This is a genomic window from Candidatus Woesearchaeota archaeon (assembly GCA_003694805.1).
Classification (GTDB): Archaea; Nanobdellota; Nanobdellia; order Woesearchaeales; family J110; genus J110.
Map to the genome: position 1 here is coordinate 23,830 of RFJU01000038.1, position 24,602 is coordinate 48,431.

At 52.4% G+C, this 24,602-nt stretch carries 21 protein-coding genes and 1 tRNA gene; 13 read left to right on the top strand and 9 right to left on the bottom strand.

The features are described from left to right. Nucleotides 1-50 precede the first annotated feature (50 nt). Both D6783_01675 and D6783_01680 read left to right on the top strand, forming a co-directional pair. A complete protein-coding gene (locus D6783_01675) occupies nt 51-275 on the top strand; it encodes a hypothetical protein (GenBank protein ID RME53557.1) in 225 nt (74 codons plus the stop codon). Next, nucleotides 272-4,012 (top strand): hypothetical protein, encoded by a 3,741-nt coding sequence (locus D6783_01680; GenBank protein ID RME53558.1) that lies wholly within the window; start codon nt 272-274, stop codon nt 4,010-4,012. Before D6783_01675 ends, D6783_01680 begins: the two co-directional genes overlap by 4 nt. A gap of 134 nt (nt 4,013-4,146) precedes the next feature. Here D6783_01680 and D6783_01685 read toward each other — a convergent pair whose 3' ends face one another. After that, a complete protein-coding gene (locus tag D6783_01685; protein RME53559.1) occupies nt 4,147-4,764 on the bottom strand; it encodes a hypothetical protein in 618 nt (205 codons plus the stop codon). 213 nt (nt 4,765-4,977) lie between these two features. Here D6783_01685 and D6783_01690 point away from each other — a divergent pair, with 213 nt between their 5' ends. The 5 genes from D6783_01690 (at nt 4,978) to D6783_01710 (ending at nt 8,718) form a co-directional block, all read left to right on the top strand. Then, nucleotides 4,978-5,973 (top strand): MoxR family ATPase, encoded by a 996-nt coding sequence (locus tag D6783_01690; GenBank protein RME53578.1) that lies wholly within the window; start codon nt 4,978-4,980, stop codon nt 5,971-5,973. A gap of 129 nt (nt 5,974-6,102) precedes the next feature. Beyond that, nucleotides 6,103-7,005 carry a DUF58 domain-containing protein gene (locus D6783_01695; GenBank protein ID RME53560.1) on the top strand — a complete coding sequence of 301 codons (903 nt, stop codon included), beginning with the start codon at nt 6,103-6,105 and terminating at the stop codon, nt 7,003-7,005. A 51-nt stretch (nt 7,006-7,056) separates the two neighbouring features. Beyond that, on the top strand, nt 7,057-8,007 hold the full coding sequence (locus D6783_01700; protein ID RME53561.1) for a VWA domain-containing protein: 951 nt from the start codon (nt 7,057-7,059) through the stop codon (nt 8,005-8,007). Between the two features lie 63 nt (nt 8,008-8,070). Beyond that, nucleotides 8,071-8,511, top strand: coding sequence for a hypothetical protein (locus D6783_01705; GenBank protein RME53562.1), 441 nt, complete (start codon nt 8,071-8,073; stop codon nt 8,509-8,511). A gap of 79 nt (nt 8,512-8,590) precedes the next feature. Then, a tRNA-Thr gene (locus D6783_01710) sits at nt 8,591-8,718 on the top strand. An 18-nt stretch (nt 8,719-8,736) separates the two neighbouring features. On the opposite strand, the gene D6783_01715 is transcribed toward D6783_01710, so the two are convergent. Beyond that, on the bottom strand, nt 8,737-8,985 hold the full coding sequence (locus D6783_01715; GenBank protein RME53563.1) for a hypothetical protein: 249 nt from the start codon (nt 8,983-8,985) through the stop codon (nt 8,737-8,739). On the opposite strand from D6783_01715, the gene D6783_01720 reads away from it, so the two are divergent. The 6 genes from D6783_01720 (at nt 8,984) to D6783_01745 (ending at nt 15,737) form a co-directional block, all read left to right on the top strand. After that, nucleotides 8,984-9,664, top strand: a complete 681-nt coding sequence (locus D6783_01720) for a PadR family transcriptional regulator (protein RME53564.1) — start codon at nt 8,984-8,986, stop codon at nt 9,662-9,664. The two genes, D6783_01715 and D6783_01720, sit on opposite strands and share 2 nt — an antisense overlap. Next, nucleotides 9,661-10,377, top strand: coding sequence for an ABC transporter ATP-binding protein (locus tag D6783_01725; GenBank protein ID RME53565.1), 717 nt, complete (start codon nt 9,661-9,663; stop codon nt 10,375-10,377). The genes D6783_01720 and D6783_01725 overlap by 4 nt, the downstream gene beginning before the upstream one ends. A 139-nt stretch (nt 10,378-10,516) precedes the next feature. Next, nucleotides 10,517-11,851: a hypothetical protein gene (locus D6783_01730; protein ID RME53566.1), complete on the top strand. Its 1,335-nt coding sequence runs from the start codon at nt 10,517-10,519 to the stop codon at nt 11,849-11,851. 54 nt (nt 11,852-11,905) lie between these two features. Next, nucleotides 11,906-13,129: an ABC transporter permease gene (locus D6783_01735; GenBank protein ID RME53567.1), complete on the top strand. Its 1,224-nt coding sequence runs from the start codon at nt 11,906-11,908 to the stop codon at nt 13,127-13,129. Next, nucleotides 13,104-14,468: an ABC transporter permease gene (locus tag D6783_01740; GenBank protein RME53568.1), complete on the top strand. Its 1,365-nt coding sequence runs from the start codon at nt 13,104-13,106 to the stop codon at nt 14,466-14,468. Before D6783_01735 ends, D6783_01740 begins: the two co-directional genes overlap by 26 nt. A 234-nt stretch (nt 14,469-14,702) precedes the next feature. After that, on the top strand, nt 14,703-15,737 hold the full coding sequence (locus tag D6783_01745) for an AI-2E family transporter (protein ID RME53569.1): 1,035 nt from the start codon (nt 14,703-14,705) through the stop codon (nt 15,735-15,737). Between the two features lie 63 nt (nt 15,738-15,800). Here the strand turns inward: D6783_01745 and D6783_01750 are convergent, their stop codons facing one another. The 7 genes from D6783_01750 to D6783_01780 all read right to left on the bottom strand — a co-directional run bounded on the left by D6783_01750 (nt 15,801) and on the right by D6783_01780 (nt 24,435). Then, nucleotides 15,801-17,666 (bottom strand): hypothetical protein, encoded by a 1,866-nt coding sequence (locus D6783_01750; protein ID RME53570.1) that lies wholly within the window; start codon nt 17,664-17,666, stop codon nt 15,801-15,803. Between the two features lie 145 nt (nt 17,667-17,811). Next, a complete protein-coding gene (locus D6783_01755) occupies nt 17,812-18,801 on the bottom strand; it encodes a DUF4931 domain-containing protein (protein ID RME53571.1) in 990 nt (329 codons plus the stop codon). Further along, nucleotides 18,798-20,582, bottom strand: coding sequence for a glycosyltransferase (locus D6783_01760; protein RME53572.1), 1,785 nt, complete (start codon nt 20,580-20,582; stop codon nt 18,798-18,800). Before D6783_01760 ends, D6783_01755 begins: the two co-directional genes overlap by 4 nt. 66 nt (nt 20,583-20,648) lie before the next feature. Next, nucleotides 20,649-21,299, bottom strand: a complete 651-nt coding sequence (locus D6783_01765; GenBank protein RME53573.1) for a hypothetical protein — start codon at nt 21,297-21,299, stop codon at nt 20,649-20,651. 93 nt (nt 21,300-21,392) lie between these two features. Further along, entirely contained in the window at nt 21,393-21,611 is a 219-nt protein-coding gene (locus D6783_01770; protein ID RME53574.1) for a hypothetical protein, read from the bottom strand. Nucleotides 21,612-21,745: 134 nt separating this feature from the next. Further along, complete coding sequence (locus D6783_01775) at nt 21,746-23,047, bottom strand: alpha-amylase (GenBank protein ID RME53575.1); 1,302 nt, start codon at nt 23,045-23,047, stop codon at nt 21,746-21,748. Continuing rightward, nucleotides 23,041-24,435: a glycosyltransferase family 1 protein gene (locus tag D6783_01780; protein ID RME53576.1), complete on the bottom strand. Its 1,395-nt coding sequence runs from the start codon at nt 24,433-24,435 to the stop codon at nt 23,041-23,043. The genes D6783_01775 and D6783_01780 overlap by 7 nt, the downstream gene beginning before the upstream one ends. Between the last annotated feature and the right edge of the window lie 167 nt (nt 24,436-24,602).

Below are 24,602 nucleotides of genomic sequence, written 5' to 3' on the forward strand. Positions count from 1 at the left end.
ACAAACAACAACAAGCAACAACAAACAAACCACACAACTGACGCCAAGCAATGAAGAACATCAACATCACACTTCCCGACGACCTCCATCACCAACTCAAACTCCTCTCTGTTCTCAAAGGAACCACCCTCAAAGCACTCATCACCACCACCCTCTCTGAAACACTCTCTGAAACGCAAGAACAACAACCCCATATCAAGACCCACACCGCAGGCCGACAACAACCCGCCAGACAACACCCACACCACCCCCTTGATAAGAAAAAAACACCATGAAAAACAACAGCACCCGCACTACCAACAATCACCGGCCACCTCCCTTCCCAGCTGGCCCCACACACTCCACAAACACGAACCCCCGCCAGGGCACGCTCCTACTCCTCACAACCCTCATCCTCGCCGCGCTCATCCTCTCCCTCTCCTCCCTCGCCACATTCACCACAGGACCGCAAATCACCCCCACAGGAGCCTCAACCAACGACTCCCTCCTCTGCGAGTGGACCGCCACCGGCACCACCATCACTGCCAACGTCACGTGGTACCGCAACGGCGCCCTCAACGCAACAGAAAACAACATCTCCTGCACTTCAGGCCAGCCCTGCCAAACCCCCACCGGCATCGACGCGAGCGCCGTCATGAGAGACGACGAGTGGAACTGCACCGTCACCCTCTACAACGGATCAACCACCCAAACCCAGAGCACAAAAACAACCATCGCCAACGCAGACCCGACCATCATCCCTGTCAGCGACCCGCAAACCCTCACAGAAGACACTCCCTATTACTACGACTTCAACGCAACCGACGCAGAAAACGACCCTTTATTTTGGACGTCACGAGAAATCAACACAACCACCAACTCAACCATCTCACCACCGCTCTTCCGCTTCTCAGACCCGGGCAGCGACGAAATACTCGGCATCATCAGCTTCACGCCGGACGCGAACGACGTGGGAAACCACACTATGGAGATAACGGTTACTGACGGGCACGAAGGCGCAGACTCCATCATCCTCACCTACATTGTCAACGAAGTCAACGACAACCCCCTCTTCACCGTCACCGACCAAAACGCGACGGAAGACATCCCCTTCTCCTACCTCATCACCCCAACCGACGAAGAAAACGACCTCCCCTTCAACTTCTCCCTCACCACCACCCCTGCAAGCAGAATCATCCTCATCCAAATCAACAGTACAACCGCAAACATCACCTTCAACACCACCAACGGCGCGCCGGACTTTCAAGACGGCGGCACGTACAACGTCACCGTCACGGCCAACGACACCAGAGGAGGCTCAACAACAAAAACATTCCTCCTCACCGTCATCACAACCAACCAACAACCCAACCTCACCCTCATCCAAAACCAAACCTGGACGGAAGGACAACTCCTCACCTTCAACCTCAGCGCAAACGACGCGGACGTCAACGACACACTCACCTTCAGCGTCAACGACACACGCTTCACCGCAAACACCATCAACAACAGCAACAACGCCACCGGCAACGTCACTGCCCAACTTGACGACGCCCACGTCGGCTACTACCCCATCAAAATCACCGTCACAGACATCGGCGGCGCAACAGATTCCCAAACCGTATGGATCAACATCACAAACGTCAACGACGCCCCCCTCATCCACAACACCAGCCAAGACAGCCAAAACACAGACGGAAGCGACATCCACAACCTCACCGCCTACGCAGGAGCACCCTTCGCCTACCACGTCAACGCCACTGACAACGACACCCTCACCCCGACTGGCGAAGTACTCACCTACACCCTCAACGACACGAGCAAACTCTCCATCAACGCAACCACCGGCCTCGTCACCTTCACACCCACCCAAACAGATGTTGGCGTCCACACCGTCCTTGTCACCGTCACTGACGATGAAGGCCTCAGCGACAACGAAACCCTCACGGTCACGACGCTCAACAACTCTGCACCAGCCTTCGACCCCATAACAAACGTGACGTGCTACGAAGACCTCCTGTGCACAGCATTCATCACCGCAACGGACCAGGAAGGAGACAACATCACCATCATGAGCAACAACACCGCAGTCTTTAACCTCACAACGTACAACACCACCACTGCAGTACACAACACCACCCACAACCAAAGCGACGTAGGCAACTACACCATACTCCTCACCGCAACGGACACGAAAGGCGCCTCAAACACCACAACCATCAACCTCTCCATCATCGAGCAAAACGACCTGCCAGTCCTGGACACCATCACCTTCCCCACTATTGTTGAGGAACACCCCGTCCTCATCTATCTCCACGCCGACGACGAAGACTACCTCCTCAACATCGAAAACATCACCTTCAACCGCACCTTCCTCACCGGCAAAGACGTCTTCAACATCACCACGCGCTTCAACACAAGCAACAACAAAACCTACGGCGTCATCAACTTCACCCCGGCAACAAACGACGACGGATTTTACTCGGTCAACATCACCGCAACAGACAAGAGAGGAGGAACCGACTGGCAAGTCATCAATTTCACCATCTACAACAAAACGCTCCCGCCCAACATTACTCAAATCAAGCCGTACGGCAACGCATCAGCAAACAACGCCATCATCGACGCATTCACCGCAACAACCAACTACCCCAACAACAACACTCCCGTGACGCTCAACGAAAACACGACATACACGTTCAACCACACCACCACAGACGACACCACCGCTCCTGAAAACCTCACTTTTGCTTGGTACTACGACGGCTCGTTAAGCACCACCACCCACGCGTACACCAAATCTTTCGACTTTTTTTCCTCAGGAACCCACACCATCCTCCTCGTCGTCAACGACGACCGCCTAGAAAACGCAACGTGGCAGTGGACCCTCACCGTCCAAAACGTCAACAGAGCACCCTCCCTTTCCAACCCGCTCGATAACCTCACCGCCAACGGCACCACAACATACAGCAGCTACTTCAACTTCTACAACTCACAGCAAAAATTCTACGACCCCGACGATGACACGAACAGCGACGGACAAGTAACCGGAAATGAAACGACCTCCCTCACGTTTAACGCGACAACGTGCAACGTCGCCACGCTCTCCATCAGCGGAGCCAGCCTCACGGTCACCCCAACAAGCGTTGGAAACTGCACCGTGACATTCAGCGCGAGTGACGGGCAAGAAAGCGTCACCAGCAACACCGTCACCATCACCACAACCGGCGTGAGCGAATCCCAAACCAGCACAAGCACCAGCTCCAGCGGTGGCGGCGGAGGAGGCGGAGGAGGAGGTTCAAGTACGAGCACCCAACTCGTCCCCATACCGCAAGACAACCCCATCCCGCTGAACATCGTCGCGCCGGAAAACATAGTCATCACCGACGCCAACCTCGTCCGCATCCCGGTCAAGCTCCAAAACACGTGGGACCGAGACCTCCAAGACATAACCGTCCAGGCAAAAACAAACGCGACCGGCATCGAGCTGAGCTACTCCCAAACGTTCTTTGAAACCATACCGCCAAACTCAAGCGCCAGCCTCACCATCACCGCCTCAAACTACCGCCTCGGCGAAGCCTACGAAGTCGTTATCGAAGCAAACGTCACCTCACCAAAATTCTTCGACTCAGCCAGCGTCTTCGTCAGCGCCCTCGAAGCAGCACAAGACAACCTCTCCGTCGATCAAAAAGTCACCTTCGCCAGAGACCTCCTCAACGACAACCCAGAATGCCAAGAACTCAACGAACAGCTCGAACAAGCACGAGAACGCATAGAAGAAGGCAACCTCAAAGAAGCGGAAGCAATCATTGACGCAACCATCAACGGGTGCCGCTACCTCGTCAGCCAAGTCAGAAAGGTCGAAGAACAACCCACACTCATCACCACCGCGCTCAAAAAGAAGCCATTCCAAATAGGGCTCATCGCCATATTCACCATCCTTCTTCTCGCCACTATCGGCACCGTAGCCATGACGCTAAGAAACAAATACCACCTCAAAGAAAAAGAAGACAGCACAAACCAAGAAACATAACAAAAAAAAACAGAACACAACAAAAAAAAACAGAACAAAACCGGCCCGCCGGACAGCCAAGGACAACAAACCACGCCTTACAACAAACCACGCCTTACAACAAACCACGCCTTCAGCGAACAAGCAACACGACGCTACAGCGCCCTAATCCTCCTGTACGCCTCTGCAAGCTCAGGATAGAGCCGCTTTCTCCTCTCCTCAGATGCCTGCTCATAATACCCAATAAGCTCCTTGTACAACCGCTTCGCCTCAGCCTCATCCGCAAGCCTGATCTTCTCACGCAACACCTTCAACCGCTCCTCTAACTGCCTCGCATTCTCATCCACCGCATCATCCAGCGAGCTTGACTCCCGCTTCTTCCACTTGAAGCGGAGCAGGCGCTTCAAAAACGAAACACGTTCCTCCTCCTCACCGACGAGAACGTCCACCACCTTTTCGAACTCGCGCAGCGACCGCTTCAAAGCGTCAACGCTGAACTCTTCACTCCCGACCTCAAAGGATTCCATCAACTCTAAAAAACTCAAAACCTGATTGCGCACGTCATTGGTCAAGTACACCTTCTCAAGCTCTTCCCTCAACTCCGCCGCCGTGAACTCGTAGCGCTTCTGCAAGAACTCCTGAAAAAAATATTTGAAAAGCCGATACACCTCCTCTTCTGTGACGTGACCTTTCTCCAGCAAATTCTGAATCTTCTTCCTCACCGATCTTTTCAGCTCAAGCTGCGACTGAACCGGATGCTCACCTCTTTCCACCATGGTTCTAACAAAGACTTAGACGCTCAAGCGTATTTAAATCTTGCTACCGCCACCAACACGGCACTAGCCGCCTCCCCAGCCCTTTACACCAACAACAAAAAAAAAAAAACTGGGAGAAACACTCGTCGAAGCAGAAACACGAATTCCACAACCAAACACGACAAAACCACAAGGAAACCTTTTTATACTAGCAAACCGCAGACGACCAGTATGGAAAAAGAGGATGAGGGGCTCAAAGAGCGCGCAAAACACTACCAACTTCTCTTCGACAACATCAGAAAAGAAATCGCCAAACTCATCGTCGGGCAACAAGACATTGTCGACTCCCTCATCCAAGCACTTCTCTGCAACGGCCACGTCCTCATCGAAGGCGTCCCAGGCATTGGAAAAACCATGCTCATGCGCTCCCTCGCGCAAGTCACCGGCGGCGTCTTCTCCAGAATCCAATTCACGCCCGACCTCCTCCCCACCGACATCGTCGGCATCACGACCTACGAAGAAGGACGAGGGTTTTTCACGCTCAAAGGACCGGTCTTCGCCAACTTCGTCCTCGCCGACGAAATAAACCGCTCACCACCCAAGGTCCAATCAGCCCTCCTTCAAGCAATGCAAGAGCGACAAGTCACCATCGGCAAGGAAACCTTCTCCCTTCCAGAACCGTTCTTCGTTATGGCAACCCAAAACCCGCTCGAACAACTCGGCACCTACAAGCTTCCAGAAGCCCAAATCGACCGGTTCCTTTTCAAACTCATCATGACCTACCCAACCCTTGAAGAAGAACAACTCATCCTCACCAAGAACACCACGCTCAACGACATGACCTCGTTTAACATCCAATCCATCATCTCCCCTGACGACATCGTCAAGGCCCAAGCATTCATCAAACAAATCACCCTCAGCAAACGCATTGAATCCTACATCGTCCGCATCGTCGATGCAACCCGCCACCCAAAGCAATACGGCATCAACGAATACGGAAAATACATCAACTTCGGCGCATCACCTCGAAGCAGCATCGCCCTCTTCATCGCCTCCAAAGCCCACGCCCTCATCAAAGGACGCACCCACGTCACTCCCCAAGACGTCAAAGACGTGGCGTACAACATCCTGCGACACCGCATCCTTCTCAACTTCGAAGGCGAAGCAGAAGACATCTCAACAGACAGCATCATCAAAGAAATCCTCGACAAAGTCCACATTCTCTGACAAGAACAACACACCCACGTTTTCCTCAGGGAAAAAAAAGCAAAGGCTTGAACACGCACAAAGGTTAAACAACAAAAAGAAACGCCTACAACACGCCGTCACAAAAAAAAATCCTGCAAAAAAAATATCATGGCAGTCAAACACCTCAACATCAACCTTCAAAGAAGGCTCAAAAACACCACAATCGCCACCAAACGACACATCCTCTCCCACATCCTCGAAGGCGCATGGACAACGCTCCGCAAAGGGGCAGGCATGGAATTCGCCGGCTATCGCCAATACACCTACAGCGACGACGCGAGCCTCATCGACTGGGGCGCCTCTTTGCGCGCCAAAGAAACCCTCGTAAGAGAATTCGAAGAGTACAAAACCTTCAACGTCTTCTTCCTCCTCGACGTCAGCGACAGCATGCTCTTCTCAAGCACAGGAAAGCTCAAAGCAGAATTCGCCGCCGAAGTCACCTTCGACCTCACCGTAGCCACTTCAGAAGGCGGGGAAGCCATCGGCCTCGCCCTCTTCACCGACAAACTCGTCACCGCAATCGCTCCCAACGTCGGCGGGGGCGTGATCCACCGAGTCATGAAAGAGCTCCAAAACCCGCTTAACTACGGAGGCCCCATCGACGCCGCCAAGGCGCTCCAGCTCTCCAACCTCTACCTCCCCTCCCACCAAACGGTCATCGTCCTCATTTCTGACTTCTTCGGCTTTCGCCCGGGATGGGAACGCTACCTCAAAAGCCTCGTCCAGCGCTTTGACGTCATCGCCATTATCATCCGCGACCCGCGAGACGAAACACTCCCCAAGTACGCAGGCGAATACTACGTCAAAGACCCGTACTCCGGCCAAGTTATGCTCATCGATACAAAAACCACTTCCCACATGTTCGCCCAAGCAGTCAAAGAAGAAGACAAACGACTAGCCAACACGTTCAAAGAAACGAAAACCAGCTATGTCAAACTCTACACCAATGAAGACTACTACCGAAAACTCTTCCTCTTCTTCCGGCAACTGAGCAAGAAGCGAGGAAGATAACAACAAAAAAGATAACAACAAAACAAGCAAGAAAAAAAAAGAACAGCCACGATGTTCCTCGAATTCGAACACCCCTACTTCCTCTGGTACCTCCTCCTCATTCCAGTCCTCGTAGGCCTGCATTTCTACTACCTACGCCACGCCAGAAAGCGCGCCATCACTTTTGCAAACTTCGAAGCACTCAAGCGCGCCAGCGGAAAAAAACAAAGAACAAGAAACCTCACCCAACTCCTCGTGCGGTGCCTCGTCATTGCCAGCCTCACGTTTGCCCTCGCGAGGCCGAGCCTGTGGATTGAAAGCGAAACCAGCGACCTCGCCGTCATGATCGCAATCGACACCAGCGCATCCATGGCGGCGCAAGATTTCCGGCCAACACGACTCGACGCTGCCAAAAACATCACACGAGCAATCCTTGACACCCTCGGCCCTGCAACACCAGTGGGGCTCCTAAGCTTTGCAAGCGTGAGCTACATCAACGCCCTCCCCACCACCGACCTCGAAAACGTCAGGGACCACCTCGAAGACATCTCCCTCTCAAAAGGAGGAGGCACAGACATCGCCGGAGCGGTCATAACGGCAACGAACACCCTCCTCCACCTCAACAAAACCAAGACTGTCGTGCTCATCTCCGACGGCAGCCAAACACTCGGAGCATACACAGACACCTCCAACCGGGAAGCAATCGAGTACGCCAAGAAAAACCACATCACCATCCACGCTGTCGGGATCGGCACAAACACCGGCCCTATTGGATACCTCCCCAGCTACTACAACCTCAGTTCTGTGTACAACGAAGCAACCCTGCGCGCATTCTCCAACGCGACAGGAGGAACCTACCTTCACCTCGAAAGCGAAAACGATCTCCCAACAGCAACCACGCTTCTTCCCCGCCAAAAAGGCCTCGCGGCCATCCCCCTCACCACGCACTTCCTCCTTCTCGTCCTCATCTTCATCATACTCGAATGGGCCCTCTCCAACACGAGATTCATCACCGTCCCTTAACAAGGCACGCCCCGCCTGGCCATCTGCGAAAGCTTATAAATCCCCTCCTGCTCTTTGCCGAACATGACCGGAATACTACTGCGTACAACGCCTGAGACCGCCTTTATCCTTGCCAGCACAGCACTTGCCTTTCTTCTCGCCCAAATCATCAAGTACTTCACGTTCCAACAAAAACAACCTGCACCGTGGTGGCGCGTCTTTTTCACCTACGGCGGCATGCCTTCCGTCCACACCGCAACGCTCGTGGCAATCACTACTAGCATCTTCCTCACTCAGGGCATAACACCCCTCTTCCTCCTCTCTTTTGTCATCAGCACGCTCATCATTCGAGACGCCATGACCCTGCGCACCAAGATTGGGCAAAACGCCGAAAGTCTTGACAAACTCCTCCACAAGCACAAAAACCTTACCAACACCCGCCTCGGCCACACACTCCCCGAAGTAGCCGTTGGGCTGGGCATTGGCATTGCATCGACAATCATGCTCTTCTTGTTCTTCTTCTAAACAACGCTCAAACCAACGCTCGCCCCAGCAAGGTTCCCAGTAAGTTTTTTAAGGAAGGGTGCGCCTCTTGCTCTGCATTGCCTCCGTAGCTCAGCGGCTAGAGCATCTGACTTGTAAAACTGCACCGAACTGCCTCGCCCTCCCAAGAAACGAGGGGTTCGCGCTCAAGCGATCAGAAGGTCCGGGGTTCAAATCCCCGCGGAGGCTTTTGCTTTCCTTTCAATGCTACAACAGCGCCCATCCCTGCCTTCTTCGCACAACACCGCCCCCTTCTTGCGTCACGCCCGGCCCCGCCCGCGTCCTCTCGCAGCCGCCATAAGTAAATTCCACAAAGTTTAAATACTCCTGTCGCTTTTTTATCGCTAACGATATGTCGGAAACGATAGTAACCTCGCGACGCTCTAAAAACAAGGACCGAAAAAAACGAACAAGAAAATAAAAAAACAGAAAAAAACGAGAAGACGCAACGAACATGACAACTCCCCTCATCCAACACAAACTAAGAATCCTCACCCTCCAAGAACTCAAAAAAAAACCGCTAAGCGGATACGACCTTGCCAACACGATAGAAGCATCCGTGGGGTGGCGGCCGAGCTACGGCTCGATCTACCCCTTGCTTGACCGCCTCTCCAAAGAAGGCCTCATCACCGCCAAGCAAAAAAAGCGAAAAAAAGAATACTCCCTCAAAAAAAAAGGAGAGCGAGCCCTCCAAACCTTTCAAAAAGAAAACGACCAGCTCCTCAAAAAAGCCAAAGAAACTATGAAAATCATCGCCCACCTCCTCGGCATCGACTACAAAACCCACCAAGAAATGTCATCAATACTCCTCTCCCCCACATCCCCACAAGCATTCCCCTTCAAAAACATCATGGCAAGCACCACCGCCCTCAAGCACACACTCCTCACCCTCTACCAAAAGCAGCTCATCGAGAAATACGAAAAAGAAATCAATGCCGCAATCAAAGAAACAACCCGCAAACTCAAACACCTCATCGCAACATCTGCAACAAAAAAGAACAATACAAGCAAAAAAAGAAGAGCAGCTCAAAAAAAGAAAAAGCACAAGAAGAAAGAAGCCGCGACAGCTAAAACAAAAAAGAAAAAAGGACCAAAAACTGCTTCTGCAAAACCAAGACGAAAAACAAAAGCATGACCAAACAAAAAAAAATCATCATCGAACTCCAAGACGTGTGGAAAACCTACACCATGGGCGAAGTCAAAGTCCACGCCTTGCGCGGACTCACCCTTCAAGTTTACGAAGGAGAATTTCTCAGCATCATGGGACCAAGCGGAAGCGGAAAGAGCACTGCAATGAACATGATCGGCTGCCTCGACGTCCCATCGAAAGGACGCATCTACCTCTCAGGACAGGACATCTCCCACCTGAGCGAATCAGACCTCGCCCAAATCAGAGGGAAAAAAATAGGATTCATCTTCCAAAAGTTCAACCTCATCAACACCCTCACCGCAATGGAAAACATCACCCTCCCCCTCCTCTTCCAAAACACTCCCCGCCAAGAACGCATCAAACGAGCAAAACAGTTGCTTTCACTCGTCGGGCTCGAAGACCGCATGCACCACAAACCCACCGAGTTAAGCGGGGGGCAGCAACAACGCGTCGCCATCGCCAGAGCGCTCGCGACAAACCCCCAAGTCATCCTCGCAGATGAGCCAACCGGAAACCTCGACAGCAAGACCGGAAACACCGTTATGGACTTCCTCAAAAAACTCCACAAAGAAAAAGGAACAACCATTGTGATGGTCACCCACGACCCGAACGTCGCAAAAAATGCTGACAGGATCGAAATACTCCAAGACGGAGTGATCGTCACCAAAAAAAAGCATAGAGGACAAGCAACACACTAACCTCGACGAACGCCGAAAAAGAAAGGAAAGAAACAGAAAGAAACAAATAAAGAAAAAAAATAAAGAAAAAAACAAAACAGCAACAAAAAAAAAACAAAAAACGAATATGAAATAAAAGAGCAAAAAAAAGGTGAACCCTATGAAAAAAAACCAAACCATAACCAGAACGCACCAGCTGCGATGTCAAACCCGTGCAAGAAGGCAGGCGCCAAGGGAGCCGCTTCAAAAAAAGACCCCGTTGCTCCTCCTGCTCGCCACCATCACGACTGCAATAGCACTCCTGACAATCCTCAACGCCGCCCCTGCCGCGGCGCTCAACAACCTCGTTGGCGAAGGAAGCGCACTCTCATCCCAACTCCTCCGCTACGAGCCAAACCCGGCAGAACCAGGGGACGTCATCGACGCCTACGTCCTCATCACCAACAACGGCTCCGAACCCGCGCGAGGCGTTGAGGTTGAACTCGTCAACGCCTATCCGTTCAGCGCTGATAGCCCGTCAGAACAAGCAAAGCGTATCAATGAAATACCAGGACAGCAATCAGCCCTTGTCATCTTCAAAATACGCATTGACAAAGACGCTGATGAAGGAACCAACCACATCACCATCCGCTACAAGCCTGCTGGTGCAGGGTTTTGGCGAGAAGACGAACTCCCGCTCGACATCGCAACCAACGACGCCGCCATTTCCATCACGAAGATGACTTCAACACCTCAAGAAATCCTGCCAGGAAGGCCCGCGACGATCACGCTGACCGTCAAAAACCTCGCAGACTCGCGACTGCGCGACATAGCAGTCTCCCTCAGCACAGAAAGAACGGTTGGGAGCACCACGACAACCCTCCCCATAACGCCCCTGACCACCTCTCTCGAGCAGCGCATCCCTGAACTCTTAGCAGACGAAGAAAAAACACTTACGTTCGGCATCGTGACCAACCCGGACGCCGATTCGGACGTGTACTCCATACCGGTGACCATCACCTTCAGCGACGAAAGAGACAACGACTACACATACACCGACGAAATAGGTATCATCATCAACGCCCCCCCTGCGCTCGACGTCTACATTGAATCGGCCGACGTGTACACGGACAAAAAAACAGGGGATGTGACGCTCAAATTCGTCAACCGAGGCTTGTCTGAAATCAAGCTTCTCAACGTCGAACTCAAACCCCACGAGTCATACGAACGCTTGGGAGGCTCAAGCACAATCTACATTGGCAATGTTGACAGCGACGACTTCGACACGCAGAGCATCACCATCAAGGCAAAAAAAGACAACCTCGTCATACCCGTCAAAGTCACCTACCTTGACGCCTTCAACAACCAATACGAAGAAGAACGAGAACTCGCCGTCACCCTCATCAGCTCCAAAGAGCGTAACGGTGGAGGAACAAACTGGGTTGTCATCGTCGCTGTTCTCGCCGTTATAGCGGGAGGGATTTACTGGTGGCGAAAACGAAAAAGGAAACGTTAACCGCGCCAGCCAATCCTTAACCAAACACTCCGACACCCTGACCAGAAACACCTTATGCTTCGCGACGAAATCATACTAGCAGTCAACAACCTCTTCAAGCGAAAGCTACGCTCTTGGCTCACCATCCTCGGCGTAGTCATCGGCATCGCCGCCGTAGTCGCTCTCATCGGACTCGGCGAGGGCTTAACGAGGTTCGTCACCGCACAGTTCGGCATCGTCGGAGCAGACACCATAACCATACGCGCAGAAGGAGACGCCTTTGCACCGCCTGGAACCGGCGTCGTCAACCCACTCACCGAAAGCCAACTCAAGCGCATCAGAAACGTCAAAGGCGTCCAAACAGCAATAGGGAGAATCATTGAAACGGCTTCCGTCGAATTCAACGACAAAACAAAGGTAAACCTCATTGTGAGCGTCCCTTCAGGAGATGAACGCGATGACCTCTACGACATCCTCAACCTAGACGTCACCTCAGGGCGCCTCCTCAAAGACAACGACCAAAACAACGTTCTTATTGGAAGCGAACTGACCGACAAAGAGCTCTGGAACAAGCCACTCGTCACCGGCCGAACCATCCTCATCAAAGGAAGAGAATTCACCGTCGTTGGCGTCCTCAAGAAAAAGGGCAGCTTCGTCACAGACACCACGATATGGATGAACGAAGAACCCATGCGAGACCTGTTCGAAGATACAACAAAAAACTATGACGTCATCGCGGCCAGGGCGTCACCAGGGGAGAACATCGATATTATCGTCGAACGCATCAAAAAAGAGCTCCGCAAAGCAAGAGACGTCAAGGAAGGAGAGGAAGACTTCACCGTCCAAACTGCCCAAAGCGCGATTGAGTCCCTTCAAGACACCCTCTTCGCCATCCAACTCTTCGTCTACATCATCGCCGCGGTTTCACTTCTCGTCGGCGGCATTGGCATCAGCAACACGATGTACACCGCCGTTCTCGAGCGCATCACCGAGATAGGGACTATGAAGGCCATAGGAGCACGAAACAAAGACATCTTCACTATTTTCGCCATTGAAGCCGGCCTCATCGGCCTCGTCGGCGGCCTCATCGGCATGAGCATCGGCGTCGCTATGAGCCACGGACTCGCATACGCGGGCAGGCTCGCCCTCGACCTCAACCTCATCCAAGCCCACACCTCCGCGGGACTCATCCTCGGCTCCCTCGCCTTCAGCTTCATCGTAGGACTACTCGCAGGCCTCCTCCCCGCCTACCAAGCAGCCACCATGCACCCCGTTGAAGCGCTCAACACAGCAAAGTAACCCTAAAAAAAACAAATCCAAAAACAAATCCAAAAAAAAAACAAAACAACACAATAACCAAAAAAAAGCAATAACCAAAAAAAAGAAAGAAAAAAAAGAACGCCCAATGAAACCTGTGAAGCCCGACCTCATACGCTACGCTATTAACAACCTCCTCCACAGGAAGCTACGCAGCTGGCTCATGACGCTCTCCATCCTCGTCGGCATCACAGCTATCTTCGCCCTCGTCAGCTTCGGCCAAGGACTAGAATACTACATAGACCACCTCGCCAACGAAATGGGAAAGGACAAAATCAGCATCCAAGCGAAAACCATCGGCCCCCCCGGAAGCGGCGACATCACCTTCTCCGAGGACGACCTCTCCTTCATCGAAAGCATTAACGGCGTTCTCAACGCTGCAGGAATGGCCTTTGAAAACGCCCAAGTCACCTACAAGCGAGAAACAAAACCCCGCTACGCCTACCTCGTCGGCACCCCTACCGGAGAAGACGGCCGCCTCACCCAAGAGCTCATGACCGTCGACCTCATCCAAGGAAGAACGCTCAAACGAAACGACCAATTCAAAGCCGTACTCGGCTACTCCTACAGCAAAGAAAAAGCAGTCTTCGATCGAGCCATACAAGTCGGTGACCGCATCACCGTCAACGGATACGACCTCAAAGTGGTCGGCATCTACGACAAAGTCGGCAACCCGCAAGATGATAAAAACATCTACGTAACGTTTGACACCTATCAAACGCTCACCGGCTCAGCAAACACTCCCGAGGCCTACGACTGGATCGTCGTGCAGGCAAGCCCGACGGAAGACCCGAAAGCCCTCGCTGAACGCATCGAGGACAAGTTCAGACGAAGGAGAGGACTCAAGAAAGGCAACGAAGACTTCACCGTCCAAACCCTCGAAGACCTTATTCAAACCTTCGGCTCCATCATCACCGGCCTCAACGGCGTGCTCATCATCATCGCCCTTATCTCCCTCTTCGTCGCAGGAATCAACATTATGAACACCATGTACACGGCCATTCTCGAGCGCACCAATGAAATTGGCATCATGAAAGCCATCGGCGCACGAAACAACGACATACTCTCAATTTTCATCATTGAAGCAAGCTTCCTCGGCTTCTCCGGAGGCGCCCTTGGTATCATCCTCGGCTACGCCATTGCGAAGGCAGGCGAAGCCATAGCAAGCGCGAGCGGGTACTCCTTCCTCAAACCAATCTTCCCCCTCTCGCTCATCATTGGATGCCTCCTCTTCTCCACCCTTGTCGGAGCAGCCTCCGGGTTTCTTCCAGCAAGGCAGGCTGCAAAGCTCCAAGCCGCTGACGCACTCAGGTATGAATAAACCCCCTGCGAAATCAGCGAATCAGCTACTAAACAAAAAAAAAAGAACACAACACAGCCGCATAACAACCAACATCCAACAAACAACAAAACCAACAAAAAAAAACAAGCAACAAAAAAAACTAAAGAGAGCGAACCTTCCCTACAAAAAAACCCCTCCAAAACACCACCTTTCACCTCTCTCACGTGAACACTCCAGAATCTTTATAAACTTTCTTTGGCTCTTCCCTCCACCATGCTCCCGCGAAGATTCGCCCATTACAGCCTCGTCCTCTTCACACTCATCATTCTCTTCATCTCCCTGCTCATCATTAAACCATTCTGGCCCTACCTGTTCTTCGCAGGACTCCTTGCCTTCGCCTTCAACCCCCTCAACAAAAAAATCGGCAAACACATCCGCAACAGAAACCTGCGCGCAAGCATCATGCTCGCCATCATCCTCATCCTCATCATCGCGCCAACCATCTTCATCGTCTCCAACCTCGTCAACCAAGCAACAAACGCCTTCATCAACTTCAAAGACGAAAACTTTGAACGCTTCCTCCAAAAACTCCCCTTCATCGACTCGCCAGAAGAACGAAACGACCTTCAAGAATTCCTCATTGACGCCCTCCTCCAACTCAAACACGGCGTCGCCGACTCCTTCCTCAACACCCTCAGCTCCCTCCCTGACTTCCTCCTCGGCATCTTCATCATGTTCTTCACCATGTTCTACTTCTTCAGGGACGGACGAGCACTCTACTATGCAACGGTCAAACACCTCCCCTTCGAAGACGAAGTCAAAAAAAAGCTCGTCGACGAAACAAAACTCATCATCCAAGCAGTCATCTACGGCCAACTCTTCACCGCCATCATCCAAGGCCTTGCAGGAACCCTCGTCCTCTTCCTCTTCGGCATCCCCCAAGCAGCTTTTTGGGGCTTTCTCATGATTATTGCCGCCTTCATCCCCTACATCGGCACCTTCATCATTTGGGGTCCTGCAACGCTCTTCCTCGTCATCAACGAAGAACCAACGATCAAAATATTTTTCTTCCTCCTCATCAACATCACCTTCGTTTCACAAATTGACAACATCGTCCGTCCTTTCCTCATCGGCAGAAAATCCCAACTCCACACCAGCCTCGCCCTCATCGGCGTCCTCGGCGGGCTCAAACTCTTCGGCCTGGTTGGCATCGTCATCGGCCCCATCTTCCTCGCGCTCCTCGTCGTCCTCACAAAAACACTCATCATTGAGAAAAACGGAACAGAATGGACTGCTGACAAAAACTAAGAAACAAAAGAACCACGCCACGAAACGCCCGTGAACAACGACGCCCCCTGCCTTTCTCGCTTCCTACCACTCACCCAAAGCATCCAAGAGCTCAATGAGCGTTGCGGCACTCCACGCCTGGGCCAAGCACCCTCGCGACTCGAGCCTCGCTGCGCTGCTCACCTCAGCACAGTGCCCAGCCCAGCCAGAAAAAAGCAATTCTTCCACACTCGCATCGCGAATCTTGCGAACAAAACCGCCAAAACCCGCCGCGTCCAGCCTGTGCAAAAACACCCCTGCCAGATTATTGCAAAAAAACCAACTGTCACCGCGATGATAGCTCCTGTCGTCTTCACCAGAATGCTCAGCACAAAAAAGCGGATGATTCTTGGCAATCGACGCCAATCCCCCCCATTCAAGCCAGAGCGAACCGAGCAACCACTTCACGACCTTCCCCCACTCCCGCTCAGGGAGCAACTCCGGATAGAGATACCCCGCCAAGAACGCGTTGGGCCTTGCCGTCCAATCAACACCGCCTTGCACAACCCTGTCCGCGAGCCGCCGCCCATCAAAAAAACGCCGACGAACCTCCCCTGCAAGTTCTCGCTCGTACTGCCGATACTCCTTCCCATTCCCCTTCTTCGTCACTTTATAGAGCAAACGAACACAACGGTACAACACGAGCATGAGCGCCTGGACCTCAATACACGCCCCCAACCGACCATCATCAACCCCTCCGGTCGTGTCCATCCATGTTTCCTGCGGAGCGCTCCACACCAACCCCTCCTGCAAAGACGAAGACCGCAATCGCTCAATGACCACCTCCAGCCGGTCACGAAGGTATGCCAGTTCAATACGTGAAAAATAGTCCTGCAACAGCCCGTGACTCCACAAGTAACGAACAGCATCCTCCACGCGCTTAAAGAGCCACCCGGCAGCATCAATAGAACCCACCAACGACGGAGGATGGCGGTTCGGGACCTGCCCTGACGGCAAAATACGCTCAAGATAGCGGAACACCACCTCCTTCACCAGCAAAAACCGCCCTTCAAGAAGCTTCGCTCGCAAACTCACCGCCTCATCTCTCGCGTAGAACTGAAAAAACCACGGAAGCCCTGCAAAGATACCCTGCACGCCGCCCTTAATGAGAACCGTCAAGTCATCAAGCGCCTTGAGCGCTACATTTCCAACAACAGACCTGCGAGAAAGCATTTGCTCCCCAGACTGCACAAGATTCTCACGAATCAACTCATAACGATCCAACACGTACCGAACCTTCTTCACCGCCTTCTCCCTGCTCTTCGAAAATGCGAAAACGAAACGCTTCCCCCCCTCAACCAAGAGCCCGCCGGCATGATACACAAAATCCACTGTGGCCGCGCCTCGCGCCTCATCAAAAGAACGCTCCTTCCTCACCCACCTCCCCGCTCTCTCAAGCGCCACAATCCCGTCAGGACTCCCAATCGCCAAAAAACCTTCGTACCCAGAACCGCTCGGCACAGCGCCCCCGCTCTGACCAGACTTCTCGTAGCGCACAACAACCAACCCCTCCTCCTCGTGCACGTCAAAATGCCTCCCCCAAGGGTCAAAGTCATGAACGTAGCGCATATCAAGCTCAAGCCGCACACTCCCTTGAAAGCCAGCAACCTCGTAGAGAAGCGCATTACTGCTCAACAAAAACGTTTCAGAAGCCCTCCCCGACCTTCTCACGACCAAGGAAGCCTGCTTTTCAACTTCCACCACTGGCAGGCCGAGCGAGAGCGACTCAATCACCTTGAACGGCTGCCAGGCTTCAGCATCAAAATGAAAAAAACCTTCGTAATGCGTCACGTTAGCAGGAAGCGAGAACGCAAAATAATTCCCCTTCTTATTGGACAAGCACACACCACAAGAAGCAACCTCTTTTTGCAGCACGCCCCCTTTCAAGCGATGCACCAACCTCAAAGCCATACCACCTCACAATCGTCTTTCAGCGCGTTCAGGCAAACTCGTGGAAACCACACTCCCCGGACCACCAACCCTCCACATTTATAAAGTTTCCTTTGAGCAAACCACCACGAAAAAAACAACAAGCACGACCCCCTCGCTCCCGCCTTCACTCGTGCCCTCGCAAAAACTTCGCCGCCACTTCAGGCGGGACCGGATTGATAGGAATGCTCACTTCATGCTCAAACCCTGCCCACTTCGTCAACCGAGGAAGAATGCGCAAGTGGAAATGAAACAATCCTTGCTCTTCATCGTTGAAGAAGACGATGTTGTAAGGCGGGTTGCCCAAGGTGTCAATCCTTCGAAGAACTTTCCTCAGTATGTGCGCCAAATCACCCATTTCTTTCTTGGTCAACCTGTCCATGGCAGGAACGTGGCGCAACGGAAGTATCCACGTTTCAAACGCGAACTTTGAGGCATACGGCGCAATACACACAAAACTCTGATTGATAAACACCAACCGATGACTGTGCTTTTCCTTCGCAATGACGTCGCAAAACACACAAGACTCGTTCTTGATCCAATACTGATACGAAGCGCCAAACAACCTCGCAACCGACGGCGGAAACACGTTCAAACCAATGAGCTGGGCGTGAGCATGCGAAATCGAAGCTCCTGCTTCCCCTCCCCTATTCTTGAACAAAGCCGTGTAACGAACGTGAGGCATTGACTCAATCAAGCGCATTCTTCTCGCGTAAAGCTCCAAGACGGCTTGCAAATGCTCCAAATCCAAATCCTCAAGTTCAACCCCGTGTTCAGGCGTTTCAATGACAACCTCGTGCTTCCCATACGCCCCTGCATGCACGGCGAACGGGTCTGAACGCTTCAAGCGCGCATCAACAGCGGTGTCAACAGCGGCGAACTTGTTAGGAACGACTCTTGCAAGCCAAGGCAAACCACTCTTTGTGTCCTTCTTCGCCGGCAACTCCTCAACAATAGGAGGAAGCATGTGCTCGTTGCCAGGGCAAAAAGGGCAATGTTCAGCACTCGAAACCTGCTCTGGCTCTTTTTTGAACTGATGAGGCCTCTTTCCTCGACGCTCTGCAATAATAACGTAATCGTCAAGCACGTAATCCTTACGCAACTGATTCTCCTTCATCCTTGATGCCTCTGCAGAGCAACGTTATGCGCCTGCACATAAAAATTCACGAACTGCCGCCAATCCGCCAGAGCAGACAGGCTCTTTGCCTTTATCTTCTCATGCACCCGCTCACTCCTGTTGAGCCGCGCAAAACGAAGCAAGATCTCGAACAACTCCTGCACCGCCTCATCATAGCTGTGCTTGTAGCGGGGCACGACATAAATTCCCCCCTCCTCCCCATGCACCTTCTTCATAACGAACCTGCCAAATCCCGCCAAGTCTGTCGTGACAGAAGGAACGCCACAAGCAGCCGTCTCGAGCGGCGTGTACCCCCACGGCTCGTAACTAGAAGGAAACACGCCCAGATGACACCCGGTAATGGCGTCATAATACGGAAGATTGAGCAAAGAATCACTCCCGTCAAGGTAGGCGGGGTACACTACCACTTTCACCCTGTCATCCTGCTTATTATCCAATCCCTTGCTTAGAAGAGAATTAAGCAAAGGATCATTTTGCTCATTATCAATATGATGTGTTATCATGGGCGGATTGCCCACCCTCCTAAAATGCATCAAGTCCCGCTTGAGCTCTTGAATGAAGTCCTTCTCCAGCACGAGCTTCCCATCACTCCCTGAGGAAGCAAGATCGTACACGAGCCTTTGCAAAAGCTTCTCCAAGCGACGGGCCACGGACTCTTTCAAGTGATTGAAAAAATTCTTGTTCTCTACAATCTCCTGCTTCACCCCTCTCGTCCCCATCGGAACCCAGAAGAAAACAACAATATGACGATCACCACCTTCTTCTTGAAGCTTCTTGTTCAACTTCGCAAGCGCGTCAATCAAAACATCAATCCCCTTATTGCGAAACTCATAACGCCCAACAAAGAAAAACATTAAGGTATGTTCCACGTCAAACGTGTAGTAGGGGAAGAAGTAATACGACAAGAACTCACGAATGATTTCTCTGTTCGTTGCATGACGAATCGAAGTCTCCTCAAACGTTGGAAACCGTTCCAGCTCAAGCCCGTTGAGCAACAACACCTCAGGCCTCCTCCCCAAGATGCGCTCCGCCTCGAGTGCAGTAATCTCAGAAACCGTTGAAAAAACGTCGGCCTGCGACGCCATTGCCCGCTCCGCAGAAAACTTATCCTGCACTCCCACCTTTTGCGCCCACTCCTGAGGATTAATGGAATCAAGCATTGCGTACAGATCATACCCGCTCCCCGCAAGCGCCCTCCCCAACATCGTCGCGTGCGTCGTGAAAACCGAGGCGATACTGGACCGAACCGAACGCAAATACAACAAGGCAAACCCTGCCAACCACTCGTGGCAATGAACAACCACCTTCTTCCCCACCAACTCCCGCTCAACCGCTTCCAGCAAAACCCCCACCGCCCACGACCACAACATGGGCTCTTCAAACTCCCAGCGGGAATGAAGCGAATCGATATGAAACTCCTCCCAGAGCTTTGCCTTAATACTGTCCTTCTGCGACAAAAGAGCTGACGCGTCAATGAGAACCACCTTCGGCTCTCCCTTTATGAGCCAGGAACCAAAATAGCACCGAATCCCTCGCGCCGAGCACTCAGCAAACGCCTTCTTCAAGAAAGAAGGCGGTTCTGCCTCATCAAGCTCCACTTGAGCGTTCTTCTCAACATAAGGGCCGACCATGAAGTACTCAGCATACCGCTCCTTCATCAAACCAGCTTTGCTCTTAAGAACGGTGTTAATACCGCCAACTTTATTGCACACTTCCCACGAACACTCAAATACCACATCCGCAATTGGCTTCTCGTCCATCCTTACTGGAAACTCCCCCTCTTCATTGCAACACCACCACGTCTTTTCTCCACGTTTCTTCTCGTTCTAGGGCGTGCAGCGAACCACCCCTGTGACATACCACCCAATAACGGCGCCCAAGCCGACGCCGATGAGGAACAACAAGCACAACGCAAGCCACAGCTTCACTTTCTTCTTCGTATCCTTCTTCGCAGCCGAAGCGTGAGGATCCGCAGCGCCACGCGCTTGGTCATTCCCGCCGTTCCCCTTTGTTTCCTTAAGAGAGGCATCTTGTACAAGATCCTCTTCTTGCGAAGCGTACGGCACTCGTAAACCTTGATCTCCCTGCTCCTCTACCTGATGCGCACGCTCGGCACTGTCTTGAAACGGTGATTGCAACGACTCCCCTTCCGGCGAGCCCTCGGGTTCGAACACGACCTCTTCGCCCGCGACCGTTCCTTGATCACCTTCACCCCCCTGGCCACTCCCCGCGTTCCCTCTTGCTTCGCGAAGGACACTGAGCACTTGCTCCTTGGAGTGTGCCTGCTCGAGCTGGCGGGCAACGTCCTCGTTGCGAAGAACATGGCGAACCCAGTTGGCAAAGTCGTTCCTTCCTTCATGAACATGATGAACGAAGTCGTGCTCATCGAGCCCTTCAATGATTTGCAAGAGTTCCTCTAGCGACGCTGCAGTCTTGCCGTGTCGAAAATAAAATTTTTGATCATCCGGTATCATCATCCTCACCTCTTTTTCCAATCCGCCGATTCAACGAAAACGTTTCCGCCACGATGTTCTTTCTTTCACCATCACCGTTACCATACCTTTGCCACATTACTTTTCTCGGAAGTACTTCTTCGTCACGTGCTTGTAAATCTCGAGGCGCAAGTGGTGCTTATCCCTCGCCCTTGCAAGCTTCTCTGCAAGCTCAACGTCCTTGAACACGTCGCGAACCCATGTGGCAAAATCGTGCCCGTCATCCCGCACGTGATGCCGAAACACTTCATCTTCAAGGTGCTCTAGCACTTCAGCCAGTTCCTTCACGTTCTTCACCGGCCTGCCATTCGCTAATATGAAATACTGTTCTTTACGAATTCTCCTGCGCAAATTCGGCTTTCCTGGACGCCCCCGCCTCCCCTGACCAAGGGAACGCCCGCGGCCAACACGACCTGAACGAGCAGCGGCACTCATCGCGCACCACCCCTAACCATGCTCTGCCCATCCCGGACGCCCCCCTTTGCGCAAACGTGAAGGCTGGGATTACCTAGCAAGAGCGGCACTTGCTCCCGCCCCCGCTCTGCCCCCTCAACACTTGCCACCCTCAAGGCCAAGTCGTTGAGGACGTTCATAAATGCTATGAACGCCTCGTAAGGGCTGTCATACGGGTTGAAGTACTTATGCACATCGCCATCCGAGAACCACTTCGTACACATATAATAGGCGTGATCGCTCGTCGTCAGCCGCCTCCAATCTTCTACAAGCTTCTCGTCACGCTTTGCCTTCACCGCCGCCTCGAGCTTGTAGAGTTCGGAAAGCGCGTTTCGTTGCATGGCATTCCCAAGCCACGCGCTTACGTCACGCTCAACATCCGCCCACGAAACAAAATTATGCATATCCACCTCTCCTCGAACAGGGTACCGAAGAGCAGCTTCGGAAACCGTGACGAAATCATTATCCGGGTGCTTCAAGATCTCCCCCGGAAGCGCCTCTAAAAAATGAAAAATACCCGTATCTTCCCATTGGTGCTCGCCGAATGTTTCGTAATCCATAAACAAATTCACCACGTCCCCATTTCCATTCGCGGCTGACACCCATTGAGCAAACTTTTCTGCTGTGAGCGGATACTCCTCCCACGCCGTGTTCCCAAACCGGAACGCGATGTCATCGCTGAGCTTGTAATTCTTCAAAAGCAATTTGATACCCTGCGCGGACCTGGCTGTATAAAGAAAGTTTGGCGAGCGCCACGAAAGAATATGATCCGCGCCTTCACCCAAGACCGCCAAGAAACCCAAATCCTCCAGCAACTTCGCAAGCTCATTGTTCAAGATAAGCTCGGTGTGGCGGAAAACACGTGGCGTCTGCCCGAAAAGCTCTCGCACTTTGTCCGTGTGCCGCTTCACTTGCGCCAAGAACTCGGGCTTAGAATACAAGTACGCTAAGGAATGATAATACGTTTCTGTTAAGAACTCAACACATCCCGTCTCTGCCAACTCTCGAAAGCTCTCAAGGACTTCCGGCGCGAACGCTTCAAACTGCTCTAAACAAACTCCTGAAATGCTAAACGAAACCTTAAACGCTCCCTTCAACCTCCGTATCAGTCCAAGCAAAACGTTGTTCGCCGGCAGGTAGCTCTTGCGCGCTACTTTCTGCAAAATTGCTTTATTTTTCTCATCATCAAAATAGTTACTGTGCTTGCCTATTTCAAAGAGAGAATACCTTCTCAACCGGAGCGGCTGGTGGACCTGGAAATACAAACACACACTTACCATGCAACACCCTCCTTCCCCACTACTTCCTGATATACTTGCAAACATTTCCCGGCAGGAACATCCCAGGTCAGCCGCTTCACTTCCAGGTAGCCATGCTGCTTCAACTCATGATGCAGCGCTTGGTAATGCAAAAGCGAAAGTATGTGCTCCGCCAAGGACTGAACGTCCCAAAAATCAACTTTGATGCAGTGGTGCAAGACCTCGCTCACGCCCGACTGCTTTGAAATAATGCAAGGCGTCCCCTTCACCATCGCCTCAAGCGGAACCACCCCGAACGGCTCGGACACGGAGGGCATCACAAAGACATCGGCCATGCTAAACAAGACCTCCGCTTGATTTCTATCATAAAACCCGGTGAAGAAGAATCGTTGGGACAAGCCCAGCTCCGCCACCCTGTCAATCATCCTGCCTAGTTGATCACCTGAACCGGCAAGGACGAACTTCACGTTCGGATCCCTCTCCGCAACAATTCTTGCAGCCTCAACAAAGTACTCCGGCCCCTTCTGGAGCGTCACCCTCCCAGCAAAGAGAACCACCTTATCGCCCTGTTTCACCTTGATGTCATGCACCTTCCCCTCCTGCAAGGGAACCGCGGCGTTATGCACTACCCGAATCTTCTCGGCAGGAACACCATAGCTTGTGATGAGGCGTTGTTTGACAAAGTCAGACACTGCAATGACAACATCTGCATGCTCCATCCCGTACCGCTCCATATCATACACGCGCTGGTCAACGCCAGCCCCGCCGCTCTTGTCAAATTCGGTAATGTGCACGTGCACCACCAAGGGCTTCCCCGTCGCGTACTTGGCTGCAACCCCTGCAGGGAACGTCCAATGGTCATGGGCGTGGATGACATCAAACCCTTCCGTTTCGGCGAGGTGAGCTGCAATGATGCGCACCTTTTCTGCAAAGCGATGCACCTCAGCCCAGAGATCTTCACCATACAGCGGCTTGCTCCCCCCATCAAACCGATTCATAGCAAGGGAACGCTCTAACAAAGCATTATAGGACGCCGGCGTTGCGTACGCATGAAGCAAGGAATCTACAGGAAGAAGCGAGATCTTATCATCCGGCACGGTGTTGTTTGCGATAATGAGACGAAAGCCCTCCCCCCCGGCACCTTCCACTTCGTTTACTGCCTGCGGGCCTGAGGGCATACAATAGGTTACCTCTACACCGAGGTTTGCGAGGGCCTTGCAAAGCTGCGCGCATACGATTCCAACACCACCTGCAAAGTAAGGTGGAAACTCCCACCCCAACATAAATACGCGGATCCTCCTCACCCCTCTTTCCTTCTCCTTGCGCTTATGCTCCCGTGTGACAACCAGCGCCGCATTAGGAGCGAGACCGTGCAGGACTTGCTGGCTCGGCCGCAACGAACAACACAACAGTTGCAGCAGTCAAACAAGTCACTCAACTGCTCGTGCCCACTCAGCCCTTTGTTTATGAACTGTTGTTTAAAAATGTTTTCTTTTTAAAGAAATGGTGAGGCCTGCCAACACCGATTTTTTAGAAAAAAAAGCCAAAAAAACAATTTAATTTTACATTAAAAAAC